The organism is Vibrio cidicii, from assembly GCF_009665415.1.
Taxonomy (GTDB): Bacteria; Pseudomonadota; Gammaproteobacteria; order Enterobacterales; family Vibrionaceae; genus Vibrio; species Vibrio cidicii.
This window is the reverse complement of the sequence record NZ_CP035922.1, coordinates 272,791-286,367: the sequence shown is the minus strand read 5'-3', so window position 1 is coordinate 286,367 and position 13,577 is coordinate 272,791. Positions and strand designations below refer to the sequence as shown.

Below are 13,577 nucleotides of genomic sequence, written 5' to 3'. Positions count from 1 at the left end.
CAAAAAGACATTAAAAATTATTGAGGATATGAAGATGAAATCACTAATCAAAAGCTTAGCTGAATCGAAAGCAGGTTACGGCGCGCTGGCACTTCGTTTGCCAATCGGCATCATTTTTATGGCTCACGGCGCGCAGAAACTGTTTGGTTGGTTTGGCGGTTATGGCCTTGCAGGAACCGGACAATGGATGGATTCCATCGGCCTTGGCCCTGGCATGTTGATGGCTGGCCTAGCAGGTAGTGCCGAGTTCTTCGGCGGATTGGCCATTTTACTTGGCTTGCTGACTCGCCCTGCTGCATTTGCGCTTGCCTTTACCATGCTGGTGGCGATTGTCTCTGTACACCTTGAGAATGGCTTGTTTATGGCCAACAACGGGTACGAATTTGGTTTGGCTCTGCTGGCTGCAAGCGTATCACTGGCTTTTTCGGGCGCTGGTAAACTGGGCCTAGATAGCATTCTTAGCCAGAAACTGGCTGGGAAATAATCCACTCTCACAGAGATCTCAGGAGACATCATGATCAGCGTAAGACAAGCACAAGAGCGCGGGCGCGCCAACTTTGGCTGGCTCGACAGTAAACACACTTTCTCGTTTGGTAGTTACTACGATCCACAGCACATGGGCTTTTCCGCACTGCGTGTGATCAATGATGACAAGGTGATCCCTGGGGCAGGGTTTGAGACCCACGGTCATCGCGACATGGAAATCATCAGCTACGTGCTCAGCGGCACCATTGCGCACAAAGACAGCGAGGGCAACGTACAAACATTGCCAGCGGGTGAGTTCCAGTTGATGTCGGCAGGCAAAGGCATCTACCACAGTGAGTTCAACGCTTCCAAAGCAGATGATTTGCGTTTTCTGCAAATCTGGATTGAGCCCAACAGCCTCGGCGGCCAGCCCGGCTATCAGCAGAAAGATTTTGGTCGTGAGCCGGGACTGACGCCCATCGCCACACCTGATGGCCGAGAAGGCACACTGCACATTAAGCAAGATGCAACCTTATCACAGCTGATCTTAGCATCCGGCGAGTCATTTAGCTTAGCAGTGCAAGTCGGACGCAAGGTGTATGTGCATCTGGTTAGTGGCTCGCTATCGCTTGATAGCACCACACTTCAGCCGGGGGATGGCGCCAAAGTGGTGGATCAAACCGCGATTGAACTGCGCAGTTCAGGCAGTGAAACCGTCACCGCATTGGTGTTTGATTTGCCCTAGACCAGACAAACTTAGGCGATATCGCAGAAATGCGCAGTCGCCTTTAACCCAAGTATTAGCGGGAATTAGAACGAGCTTGAAAAACAGTATCTAACGAATGGCTTGGTCAAAAATTGATTCTAGAAGAGATAAGTTGCCAACATATCCTTGTATGTTAGCGTCTACCCACTGACGTTTTAGCGCCTCTAGGGATTGGGGCTTACCACTTGCTGTAAGACCTTCATAAGAGGTGCTCACCTTAAAATTTTCAGCTTTAGGCACAAACTTACGTGTAGTCTGAGAATTGTTCGCTTCTGCTTTTTCCTGCTTCATGAACTTGCCCTATTAGGATATCTGACATCGTCAGTGTAACTATCAACCTATAAACGATCAAACTCAATGGTTCGACCCAGGCAATTTTTTCTTCTTAAAACGTGCGCGTTTCGTTGTTAGTCAAATAGCACTCGCTCCTACCCCATATCCGGCCATCGCCAATTAGGGGTAGAAAGAATATCCATACTCGGCACCACAGTCTGAGCAAAATCTTTATCTAACTCGATAGCGTTGCATTCTGGGTGAGCTTGCAGCGCGGCGATTAATCGGGGCGCGTGCGACACGACCCACACTTGAGTATGGGCACTGGCGTGAAGGATCAGCCGCGCTAAAGCGGGCAGCAGATCAGGATGCAGGCTAGTTTCTGGCTCATTGAGCACCATCAGACTCGGTGGACGGGGCGTCAATAGCGCAGCAACCCACAGCAAGTAGCGCAAAGTACCATCAGACAGTTCTGCTCCGCTTAGTGGTCGCAAAAGCCCATGCTGCTTAAACTCCAACGAAAAGCGGCCATCACTGTGGTTGAGAATTCGAATGGTCGCACCGGGAAAAGCGTAATCAATCGCTTTAAACAGCGTCTCTTTGTCCCCAATTTCAATGATGGTCTGCAATGCGGCAGCGAGATCTCGACCATCATGGTGCAGCACTGGCGTTCTTGTACCTAATTGGGGCTGGCGTGCTGGCGCGTCCTTATCGGTGCGAAAGTGGTCGTAAAAACGCCACCCTCGAATGATTTCACGCAAAGTAAACGCTTCAGGGGTAGCCATGGGATCGGCGATTTGATCGAACATGCTGTGGTAAGTCGCAATATGCTGTGAAACGACCTGCCAACTTCGACCCTCACGTGACTTGATCATGGCACCTGTGCGGTCAATCAAGGCGCTCGCCGGACGATAGACAGGTCCGTTCCAGATGCACTCACGCTTTACCTCAGGATCGCGACCAAACATGGAGATCGTCGGCGTTGGCAACCCAAGCGAGATGGCGTAGCTAAAGTGCTCGGTCGAAAAACCGAGCCTGAGACGCTTCACCTCTTGCCGCACGTTCTGCTCAACGGGTTGATCACCACGCCGCATGGCCGCTGTGATTTTTTCCGGGCCAGCCCAAAAGGTGGAGTCTAAGCCGCCCTCGGCTGCCAAGGCAGAAACCACACCGCCTTGCGCCGTTTCAGCCAGTAAGCGCAACGCTTTGTAGAGGTTGGATTTGCCCGTCCCATTCGCCCCTTTGATCACATTCAGCGGCCCAAGCGGGATGACCAGATCAAGAATGGAACGGTAATTGTTAATCGCTAAAGCGGTCAGCATAGGATTCTCTGATGATGGATGCGAAGAAATCCTAGCATAAGAAGTCTTTCAGCAAAAACCATCCTGCCTCCTGCTAACACCGCTATTTTATTCACGACGTTGATGCGACTAGCGTACCTGCAACTCTGCTTCAGCAAGCGACGGCATTGGTTTGGCTGGTTTAACAATCAAACCAATACCGAGCAAAAACAGCGCGCAAGCGATGATCTGTGCCAGTGTCAGGGTTTCTGCAAACATAAAGAAACCACTAACTAACGCAAAGATCGGCACTAATAGCGTCAGGGGTGCAGCGGTACTTAACGGATACTTAATCAGCATTTTGTTCCACACCCAATAGCCGAACAACGTCGTAGGATAGGCCTGAAACACCACCGCTATGGTAGTGAACGTGCTCCATTTTTCCGCCGCTTGCCACAGAATATTTGGCCCGTGTAGCGCCAGCGCAAACAGCACCAGTGGCAACGGAGCAAACAACATTCCCCACACGTTAAATGCAAATGCTTGGGTAGTTTTTGATGCTTTGACGATCACGCCCATCACGGTCCAACTCATCGCAGCGGTTAAAATCAGCACCAAGCCGCTGAGAGTAATATTACCTTGGGTGGCAAACACCAAAATCAGTAGCGCCACCAGTGCGCAGCCCGCGCCGAGTAATTTGCGACGCGACAAACGCTCTTTGAACACCACCAGCCCCATCAGCATGCCAAACAGCACGTTGGTCGAGAGCAAGATCGAGGACATTCCCGACGACAAGCCAGCGGTGATCGACCAAGAGGCCATGCCCCAGATGCCCACACCAAACACCAATCCATACGCCGCCAAATAGCGCCAAGCGACTTTGGGCCGCGAGATAAAAAATATCGCCGGAAACACGGCCAAGGTAAAACGGGCCGCCGTCGCCAGCAGCGGATGCACTTCGCTCACCCCTAACTTGATCATTGAGAAGTTAAACCCCCATATCGCCATCACCGCAACCGCCAACAGCAGATCTTCTCTTTTCATACTCTCTCCCTTCTACGCCAATCATCGATAGGCGGAGTATGGCTTGAGCAAGCAAAGGGATACAGATACAATTTTTACAATTAAAACCAGTACAATTTTAAAGGGGTGGCGCAAGATGAGCCGTTATCAAGAACTGGCACAGCAGTTTGTTAGCGACATTGAACAAGGCCGACGCAAACCCGGCAGCCGCCTACCGTCACTGCGCCAACTTGCCAAACAGCAAGCGGTGAGTCTGTCGACTGCTATCAGCTGTTATCAGGAGCTGGAATCCCAAGGGCGAATTCACGCCCGGCCGCAAGCGGGCTATTTTGTTTCAGCCAGTATGGTTTCTCACGCCACCCCAGAATGGACACAGTTTGTCAGCCAAATCTCTACAGCGAAACCCAATCACCAGTTGCCTGCCGCCTTTAATGGGCCGCTTGGGGTGTCCAGCACGCACAGTGAAGCGGCAGATGTGATTGAACTGGAACGCAGTTTTCGCCGTGCGGTCAAGCGCATGGGGGACAGACTCAATCGCTATCCAGACAGCCGTGGCGAGCTTTCACTACGCACCGCGCTGAGCGATCACTTTACGCCGCTCGGGCTGCATTTTTCTCCTGACGAGGTTGTGGTGACATCAGGATGCATGTCGGCAATCAAAACTGCGTTGGAAGCTTGCACACAGCCGGGGGATGCCATCGCCATCAGTTCCCCCTGTTTTAACGGCATTTTGCAGCTCCTTGGCGAGATGTCACGCAGCATCGTCGAAATTCCCTCACTGGATGACGGAATTGATCTCGCTCAGTTGGAGACCCATTTCCAGCAAGGCGTGGTCACCGCAGCGATCTTCTGCACCTCGCACATGAATCCGCAGGGCATCACTATGTCGGTCAAACAGAAACAGGCCTTGGCAAAGTTGGCCAACCAATACCAGATCCCAGTGATTGAAGATGACGTGTATCTGGAGTTGAGCCACGAAGAAACAACGCCGCTACCGGCAAAGTGTTACGACACCGATGGCTATGTACTGTGGTGCGGCTCGGTGTCGAAAAGCCTCTCTCCCGGTTATCGGCTGGGGTGGTGCCTGCCCGGGCGCTATCTTGAGACCTATCAACGCCGCTTTTCGGTCAGCAGCTACGGCGTAGCAACCCCCATACAGCTTGCCGTCGCCGACTATATCGCCTCGGGGCACTATGCTCGTCAGGTCAAAAAGCGGCGGCAGAAATTGGCGCAGCTGAAGCGAGAATACCTTCAGTATCTCAGCGCCCATCTACCCGCTGAGGTGAAAATCAGCCAACCGCAAGGCGGCATGGTTATCTGGCTTCAGATACCCGGCATTGATACAGATACCTTTGCGAAACAGGCACAAGAGCAGCGGTTGGATGTACGTTTAGGGCAACTCTTCACCACGTTGGATTTGTATCAAGATTGTCTGCGCATCAACGCAGGGTATCCCTTACAAGATGAGGCCAAAGCGCAGCTCGACACCTTGATAACACTGATTCACCAGTGCCGGCAAAGCGTATAAGCGCAGCTAATCATGGATTAATATCATGCGGTGTACTTCAGCCAAATCGCCGCGTAAGCTTGCGGCCAAGCCACTTTACAAGGAGTTATTATGAGCGCGATTACCGATTTAGACCTACTGCTAAAATCCATGTCACCCAAACTGCTCGACGGTGAGTACGTTTTCTGCTGCGTTGATGGCCCATTAGCCGACTATTTGCACCTAGAGCCGATGGCAACTTTTCGTGAGCAAGAAGGGCTGACCTTGGTTGTGCCACGCGACAAAGCCGAGTTTGGCGGCCTGAGATTTGATGGCATCTTTCGCCTGATTACGTTAACGGTGCATTCCAGTTTGCAAGCGGTTGGCTTGACGGCGGCGTTTGCGAGCCAGCTCGCCGAGCATGGCATCAGCGCCAATGTGGTCGCTGGTTATTACCATGATCATATTTTTGTCCCACAAGAGAAAGCGCAGGCGGCGCTCCAAGCACTGGAATCATTGGCAGAGTGAGACAAGCAGCCCTGTTGGGCTGCCATTGTGATATTAGCGCTGAAAGCTCTCTTCTTTAAATTTCTCTTTGATCTCAAGAATTTTAGGCAGTTGCTCGATAAACAACGCCACCAATTGCGGATCAAAATGTTTGCCCGATTGCGCCTGAACAAACTTGATCGCCTCTTCAATCGGCCACGCTTTTTTGTAAGGCCGCTCGCTGGTTAAAGCGTCAAACACATCCGTTATCGCCGCAATACGCCCTTCCAGTGGAATAGCTTCACCCGCCAATCCATTCGGGTAACCTGAGCCGTCCCATTTTTCATGGTGAGTAATGGCGATACTGCGCGCCAGCGCCACCAACGCGGAGCGTGGCTCGGCTAAAATGCTCGCGCCAATTTCCGCGTGCTTTTTCATGTGGCTAAACTCTCGCTCATCCAACTTTCCGGGTTTAAGTAAGATATTGTCGGGAATAGCAATTTTCCCAATGTCATGCATGGTAGCCGCCATCCGCAACTCGTCAGCACGTTCTTCATCGATGCCCGCCGCCATGGCAAGAATTTTCGAGTAGTGGCTCATGCGCTGCACGTGCATCCCCGTTTCGTTGTCCTTGTATTCAGCCGCACGACCAAGACGTTGGATCAAATCAATTTGCACCTCACGTAAAGCGTCAATGTTGACCAGCGAAAGGTGAGTTTTCACGCGCGCACGCACAATCGCGGGCACAATCGGTTTGGTAATGTAATCGACCCCGCCAAGGGCAAAACCCGTTTCTTCATCAATGGAATCACGCAGCGCAGTGACAAAAATGACCGGAATCGCTGCGGTTATGGGGTTGGATTTCAGCCGCTGACATACGTCAAATCCGGTCATTTCCGGCATCATGATATCGAGCAGAATCAGCTCGACTTTTTCTTGCTCCAGCAGCGCCAGCGCATCTTGTCCTGAGCGAGCAAACGATAAGCGGTAGTTTTCCTGCAACACCTGACGCATAACCTTGAGGTTTGCTGGCTCATCATCAACGATAAGGATGCGTGGTGTAGGTTTAGCAAGCAAAGACATAACGTTTCCTTAAGATTGCAGAGCGTCAATCGCCGACTGAATGAACCCAGCCGCCGCTTTAAAATCAAATTCGTCCATCGCGTTAAGCGCATCGACGATCATTTTTTTAATCTTATCTGGTGCCACTTGTGGTAACTGCGCAGCCAGATCATCACGCAGTTCACCCGCACGGGTCGCTTTCAGCCATTGATTCAACAGAGCCAGTATCTCTTCTTCGCTGACATCAAGCGGTTGTGATTGGCTGACGTGACGAGTAGCACGCTGTTGCAGCATGTCGAGCTCGACCATCAACTGCGCCCAATACTGTGTGATCTCCGCCAGCGATTTTTCTGCTTGTGCAGGCCGATGACCATCGGCGGATTTTTCCAGTTGGGTAAAGGCGTAAAACAGTGGCATCAACGCCAAGTTGCCTGTGATCCCTTTCATCGCATGGGCACGCTCAGCCAGTTCATTCCAGTGATTTTTATCGAGCAGTTGCGTCAACTGGCTTGAAATATCACGGTTTTTCTCTACCAACTTGCCGAGCTCCTGCGCGTACAATTGCTCATCGCCCCACAACTTGATCGCTTTACCATAGTGAATAACCTGATAGTCGGGCGAATTTGCTAACTCATCACCCTCGTTGAGCAATGTCTTGTACACCTCTGGATCAAGCTGTAACACTCGGGCAATTTCTTGCGTCAGTTGGCCCATTTCTACTGGCTTATTGGCAAAACCATCCATGCCCGCCTGTTTGGCTTGGAGGCGATCTTCCACTAATACGCTCGCGGTCAAAGCAACGATCGGTACCCGCGCTCTGGGTAAGGCTTCACTCAGACGGCGTATCTCGCGGCTGGCGGCCAAACCATCCATATTGGGCATCTGAATATCCATCAGAATCACGTCAAGCTCCTGAGTTTGATACTGCTCGACTGCTTGCAAACCATCGCGAGCGATGAATACCGTATGACCTTGACGTTCAAGCAAAATCTTCAACAAATTGACGTTTTGTTCAATGTCGTCACACACCAGTATCCGCAATGGCGGCAGCATCACTACTTCCATCACACCGCCTGCCACACTCAGTTCACTGGCGGGTAGTGGCAAATCGAGATAAAAACAGCTGCCGACACCCACTTCGCTGCTAGCGTGGATCTCACCACCCATCAGCTCAACCAACTGTTTGGAAATCGAGGTACCCAGCCCGGTACCACCAAAGCGGCGACTCATCGACGCGTCGGCTTGAGTAAAAGGCTCAAAAATTGCGCTTAGCCGATCCGCTTCAATGCCGATGCCAGTATCTTGCACGCTAAAACGCACCCAATCAGGTTTGGTACTTAGCGCCTCGACAAGCAACGAGACTTTGCCTTTTTCGGTAAATTTGATGCCATTGCCAACCAGATTCATCAGCACCTGCCGGATACGATCTTGTGCACCAAACACCACATCCGGCAATTGAGCATCCAACTGCAAATCCAGCTCTATCCCTTTACTTTTAGCGCTGAGCCACAGGGTAGAGATCACCGTATCGACGCAAGAAGAGAGCTTGAACGGGATGGGTTCTATCTCCAGTTTGTTTTTCTCTAGCTTGGCGCTATCTAAAATATCGTTGAGCAGATGCAGCAAAGAGCGCGACGACTGGCTGATGGTTTGCAAATGACGGCGGCTTTCACCGCTGATGTCCGAGTCGAGCAGAATATCGGTAAAACCAATAATCGCGTTCATCGGTGTGCGGATTTCATGGCTCATGTTCGCCAAGAACGAGGCTTTACTTTCCGCCGCTTGTTCGGCTCGTTGCCGCGCTTCAACCAGTTCTTCCTCCATCGCTTTGCGGCTGGAAATATCCACCGTCACGCCATCGCTCCACAAAATTTGGCCGTTTTCGTCGCGCACGATCATGCCATTTTCCAACACCCACACGGTATGACCGTCGCGGTGAATGAGGCGATATTCCAACTCGTAGGTTTCACGATCATCAAGAGACGCAGCTATCGAGGAGCAGACGTTGTCTCTATCTTCGGCGACGATGCAATCGGCAAAACGTTGTTTGCCTGAGAGAAATTCTTGTGCAGTGTAGCCGCACAGATCCACGATGCCATCGCTGAGGAAAATCGGTGTACACTGGCTATCAAGCCGGCGACGAAACGACGCGCCGGGAATGTTTTGCATCAGTGAGCTGAGACGCGCTTCACTCTCGCGCAGCTTCTCTTCCATCGCTTTGCGCTCGGAAATATCGGCCACAAAACCAACAAACAGGGTTTCCCCACTTTCCAAATTGACCTGCCCCACGCCAAGACGTACGGGAATAAGAGCACCGTCGCGATGTTTGGCCTCCACTTCACGTGGCGCGCCAACAACCTTGGTTTCACCGGTTTGCAAATAGCGCGCGAGGTAAGAATCGTGCTGCGCTTGATATGGGGAAGGCATCAGCATTGAGACATTGCGCCCAACCAGTTCACTTTCCGGCCAACCAAAAATCTGACTCACGGCACTATTGATACCCTGAATTTCACCTTGGCCGTTAATCGTGATCACGCCATCGGTGGCGGTATCTAGGATCGCTTGCAACCGCGCTTCTCCGGCGGTTTTTTCACTGAGTAACTGACGATAGCGCAACTGCGAGCTGACATTGACCGCCAGCGTGGAGATAAGCAGAGTGAAGATTGCCACCACGAGCGCCAGTTGCTGGTTATCTTGCTCGGTGATGGTCGGCACGACGCATTGCATATCTTGAATAAAACGCGCCGCTTCCATACCCGTATAATGCATGCCAGAAATCGCCCCGCCCATGATGACCGAGCTAACGAGGCTAATATGTAACGAGCGCATCGCCGGGAATTTTTTCTTCAGCGTACTGCGAGTTGAGAGAGCAATAAACGCCAGCCCCACCGCCACCAAGATCGACAAGGCAAACCAGTAAGGGTCGTAACGTAAAATCATGTCCATGCGCATGGCGGCCATACCGACGTAGTGCATGGTGCCAATCCCCGCGCCAACGATGATGCCATTGCGCAGCGTTACCGATAAGCAGGCCGCTTCGGTGCTTAACGAGTGCAGCACAATATAGCTGGCGACCACCGCTGGCAAAAATGAGAGCGCGGTGATCCACGGGTCGTAAGCCATCGGGTGCGACATTTCAAACGCCAGCATGCCGACAAAGTGCATACTCCAAATCCCGCCCGCCATAATAAAAGCGCCGGAAGAGAGCGCCAACCAGCGGTATTTTTTAATCACAATATGCCGCGCTGCCGCCGCCAAACGCAGTGCAAAAAAAGAGGCCATGCAGGACAGAAAGACGGAAAGCAGCACCAAAGCGGGATCATAGGTGCCTGTGATGAGCGTGTGCGGGTCAACCTGGAAAACGAAAAACTGCGCCAGCATGGAACAAACTCGATAGGGAACGATGTCTTGATGGTAGAGAATTGGTTACAAAAGCGCTACAAATTAGTGTGGAATTGTTTAAAACACGCGTAACTTAAGCGAAACACCCCCGGCTTTCACGCCGAAAACCGGGGGAAACAGAACTAACGATCAAGAAAATCCAGTTTGAGTTTGAAGAACAAGGTTTCGCCGCTACTGTCATCTACGCCGTCGTTATCGGTCACCGCGTAGCCACGGCCTTGCGGGTCGATGGTGAAACCTTCAATTTTATCGACCACATACCCATTGCCTGCCTTAAGTTCTGGCAAGAAATCATACACCAGCTCTTTTTGCACCACAGGCAAGGTTTGCCCAAGCGCGACAGGCGAAATTTGTTTAAGCGAGGCTTTGTACAAGCGTTTGATTTTGGCTGATTTGCCCAGTTGATTGTCGCGCTCCAACAGGTAGAGATTGCCTTGGAATGCGGTGATCTCCGACAAACCGACCCAACCTTTTTCTGTCTGTTCAAGCGGGTAGTGCACCGCGCGCCACGTATCCGACGGAATGTGGTATGCGAGCAATTTGACCCGATCACTTGGGTCATCTTTCCACGGTCTTTGCACCGCAACCCACAAAGTATCATCGACTAACGTCACCCCTTCTGCGCCAAAGCGAGTTTCGTATTGCAACAACTCTTTAGGAAATTCAACCGTTTGTTGGATTTCGCCTTTGGCGTTGACATGATAAAGCGCATGCGGCACCTCTTTGGCGGCGTTGCCTTCCGAGGCAAGCCAAAAGCCACCTTTGCCATCGGTCGTAATGCCTTCCAGATCCAGCTTTTTCGCCGCTTTGCCGTCGCGGGTGACCGTAAGAGCGCTCTTAATTACCGCAGGCGTTTTGCTTGCGTCGATAGTGAAAATCGTCGGCTGTGAAGAATAAAAGCTGTCATTCACTGCATACAATTTGCCGGGCGTTTTGCCGTCGCTAGCAAGGCCGGAAAGCGCCCCCCAACCAATCGGCGCGCCGCGTTTGTCATTCTCCGAGACGATTTGCGGATAGGTCGGCTCACCTGAACTCAGCTGATAAATCATCACATGAGAACGTGCACCGCCTTCAGCAATGAGATCGGCTTCGTTGGCGGTTGCCAGCAAATTACGCTGGGGAATGGCAACCGCCGATTCTGGCGCAATGCCCGAGGGCAGCAGTTGCATCCAGCGCGGATTCGCCCGATGGTCTTGATACACGCCGACCGCCGAGCCTCGCTCCGACAGAACAAAAATGTACTGCTGACCGTTGAAAGTCGCGACTTCCAGCCCTTCCGGTTCTGCTCCTTTTTTGCCCGAGCGCTTTTCTGGATAGTGCCCGGCGCGCACGATCTGATGCTCAAATGACGCGCCGCTTTCAAACAGCACCTCACCCTGCTTACTGAAAATGGTAAAACCCCGTGCGCCGCCGTGATAGTCACCTTCATTGGCGATCACCAGACGTTCATTATCGAGCCATTTCACCGCATCCGGTTCGCGCAAAACGCCTTTCTGCTCGCCAGTAAACAGCAGCGCGCCATCTTTTTTCACATCAATCTGCTGCAAGTCCACACGACCTGCCGAGAAGTGATTGACCACTTTCGCACTGGCGGCATCGACAATCACAATGTGGTTGTTTTCCTGCAAAGTCAGCGCAATTTGATTGGCGGTATTGAATGCAACGAACTCTGGCTCAGGATCGTCGGGGGCGATCTGCGCCAATCCGGTCAAGGTCACGCGTCTGGCTGTGGAACAGTCGGCTTTGCCTTTTTGCGCTGCAATGATCACCAGAAAACCCGCTGGCAACTGCGGCAGTTCGCCGTCATTAAGGCTCTCGTCGCGCTCGTTTTCTATCGCCACCGCGATGTAGCGACCATCTTTAGAGACGGCCACCGAGTCAGGTTGGCCGCCCAGTTCGCATTTATCGACAATTTTGCGCCCGGTCGCCGACACAATCGCCAGATATCCCGAAGGTTGGGTATAGCTTTTCGACGTGTTCACCGCCGCCAACACCCATTTATCATACGCGGCGACCGAGGTGGGTTCGCCATGCAGCGAGAGAAACCCGGCGGCTTGAGGCATATGGGGCTGTTTGATGTCAATAAAACCGATCCCGCCGAGCGGGCTGTCGGAATAAATCAGTGTATTGCCATCTTCTGTGGCGGTGATGATCTCTGCCGAAGTCGGCTTTTTGCTGTCCATACCATGGGGCACATTATCAGCCACCGGGAAACTGGCGATACGTTTGAACGAGTCGGCGGAACTGGCAAAAGAAGAACTGGCCAAGATGAGCGCCAGCGCTCCCAGATGAGAATGGGAGATAAGCATTTAACACTTCCTTATTGTTCACAGATCCGAACAAGCTAGTGACCGATTGTGACAAGGCGATGAGAAACGGGTGTTACTTGTATGACATGCTGCGCCCGTCACAAGTTGCGCCTTTGTGGATGGCCAAGGCGCGACTCTTCTCATGGATAATTGTTCGATAAATTGACAGTCGGTATCGTCTGCGCCCATCATCAAGTCATGACGCAATGACGACAAAGGAGTTCCGCTGTTGAAGTCTGCCTTTTTTAAACACATTCAGTGGGGCCTATGCTTACTTGCTCTGTGCAGTTGGGGAGTCAAGGTTTACGCTACAGAAAAGCATATCGAGAAAAGCAGCGCCAGCGCAGATAACGTCATCCATATCGCTTCGGGTGAATGGCCCCCTTTTATCGGCAGTGATTTAAACAATTATGGTTTCGTTGCCGAAATCATCTCAACCGCCTTCGCGGCTGAAGGCTATCAAGTTCAGTTCCATTTTCTCCCTTGGGCAAGAGCGTACGCCGAAACACAGAGGGGGCTTTACCATGCGACGGCGATTTGGATGCACAGCGCGGAGCGGGAGAACGATTTTTACTATAGCCAACCAGTGAGCCAAGAAGAGTTTGTCTTTTTCTACCCCAGTGCAAAACCTTTTGAGTGGCAATCCCTTAGCGATCTGGCCCCGTACAAACTGGGTGGTGTGATTGCATACAGCTATGGACAGGAGATGGATGCGCTGATTGAGAGTGGCGCTCTCTACATGGAACGTGATGGCTTGGCGGCTAAAAACCTAGAAAAATTAGCCAAAGGACGAGTTGAAATTGTCCCCGAAGAGAAACACATAGGCTACTATCTGATTAATAAAGAGATCCCTCATTTGAGACAACGGATCACCCACCATCCTGTGCCTTTTCTCACCAACAGCAACTACTTACTCTTCCCGAAACAGCGCCAAGATAGCCCTACCTTGCTCAGCATTTTTAATCGAAACCTCCCCAAGGCAAACTCGCCTCAGTTGGATTAATACCTTGGGACGTGTCGCGCTG

The 13,577-nt window shown here is 51.9% G+C and carries 11 protein-coding genes; 5 read left to right on the top strand and 6 right to left on the bottom strand.

The features are described from left to right. Nucleotides 1-34 precede the first annotated feature (34 nt). Nucleotides 35-484, top strand: a complete 450-nt coding sequence (locus tag EWA64_RS16790; protein WP_039464065.1) for a DoxX family protein — start codon at nt 35-37, stop codon at nt 482-484. 30 nt (nt 485-514) lie between these two features. Then, on the top strand, nt 515-1,210 hold the full coding sequence (locus tag EWA64_RS16785; RefSeq protein ID WP_061896091.1) for a pirin family protein: 696 nt from the start codon (nt 515-517) through the stop codon (nt 1,208-1,210). A gap of 90 nt (nt 1,211-1,300) precedes the next feature. Here the strand turns inward: EWA64_RS16785 and EWA64_RS16780 are convergent, their stop codons facing one another. The 3 genes from EWA64_RS16780 to EWA64_RS16770 all read right to left on the bottom strand — a co-directional run bounded on the left by EWA64_RS16780 (nt 1,301) and on the right by EWA64_RS16770 (nt 3,828). Further along, nucleotides 1,301-1,522 (bottom strand): hypothetical protein, encoded by a 222-nt coding sequence (locus tag EWA64_RS16780; RefSeq protein WP_061896092.1) that lies wholly within the window; start codon nt 1,520-1,522, stop codon nt 1,301-1,303. Between the two features lie 137 nt (nt 1,523-1,659). Continuing rightward, complete coding sequence (locus tag EWA64_RS16775) at nt 1,660-2,826, bottom strand: AAA family ATPase (RefSeq protein WP_061896093.1); 1,167 nt, start codon at nt 2,824-2,826, stop codon at nt 1,660-1,662. 108 nt (nt 2,827-2,934) lie between these two features. Next, nucleotides 2,935-3,828, bottom strand: a complete 894-nt coding sequence (locus tag EWA64_RS16770) for an EamA family transporter (RefSeq protein ID WP_061896094.1) — start codon at nt 3,826-3,828, stop codon at nt 2,935-2,937. Nucleotides 3,829-3,943: 115 nt separating this feature from the next. On the opposite strand from EWA64_RS16770, the gene EWA64_RS16765 reads away from it, so the two are divergent. Both EWA64_RS16765 and EWA64_RS16760 read left to right on the top strand, forming a co-directional pair. After that, nucleotides 3,944-5,335, top strand: a complete 1,392-nt coding sequence (locus tag EWA64_RS16765) for an aminotransferase-like domain-containing protein (protein ID WP_061896095.1) — start codon at nt 3,944-3,946, stop codon at nt 5,333-5,335. Between the two features lie 90 nt (nt 5,336-5,425). Further along, nucleotides 5,426-5,821: an ACT domain-containing protein gene (locus tag EWA64_RS16760; RefSeq protein WP_061896096.1), complete on the top strand. Its 396-nt coding sequence runs from the start codon at nt 5,426-5,428 to the stop codon at nt 5,819-5,821. A gap of 33 nt (nt 5,822-5,854) precedes the next feature. Here the strand turns inward: EWA64_RS16760 and EWA64_RS16755 are convergent, their stop codons facing one another. From EWA64_RS16755 to EWA64_RS16745, 3 genes are all read right to left on the bottom strand, one after another. Then, nucleotides 5,855-6,862 (bottom strand): HD domain-containing phosphohydrolase, encoded by a 1,008-nt coding sequence (locus tag EWA64_RS16755; protein ID WP_061896097.1) that lies wholly within the window; start codon nt 6,860-6,862, stop codon nt 5,855-5,857. A gap of 9 nt (nt 6,863-6,871) precedes the next feature. After that, nucleotides 6,872-10,222: a PAS domain S-box protein gene (locus EWA64_RS16750; protein WP_061896098.1), complete on the bottom strand. Its 3,351-nt coding sequence runs from the start codon at nt 10,220-10,222 to the stop codon at nt 6,872-6,874. Nucleotides 10,223-10,365: 143 nt separating this feature from the next. Next, entirely contained in the window at nt 10,366-12,552 is a 2,187-nt protein-coding gene (locus EWA64_RS16745) for an esterase-like activity of phytase family protein (protein WP_061896099.1), read from the bottom strand. Nucleotides 12,553-12,874: 322 nt separating this feature from the next. Between EWA64_RS16745 and EWA64_RS16740 the strand changes: the two genes are divergently transcribed. Then, on the top strand, nt 12,875-13,555 hold the full coding sequence (locus EWA64_RS16740; protein ID WP_395199289.1) for a substrate-binding periplasmic protein: 681 nt from the start codon (nt 12,875-12,877) through the stop codon (nt 13,553-13,555). The last annotated feature ends 22 nt before the right edge of the window (nt 13,556-13,577 follow it).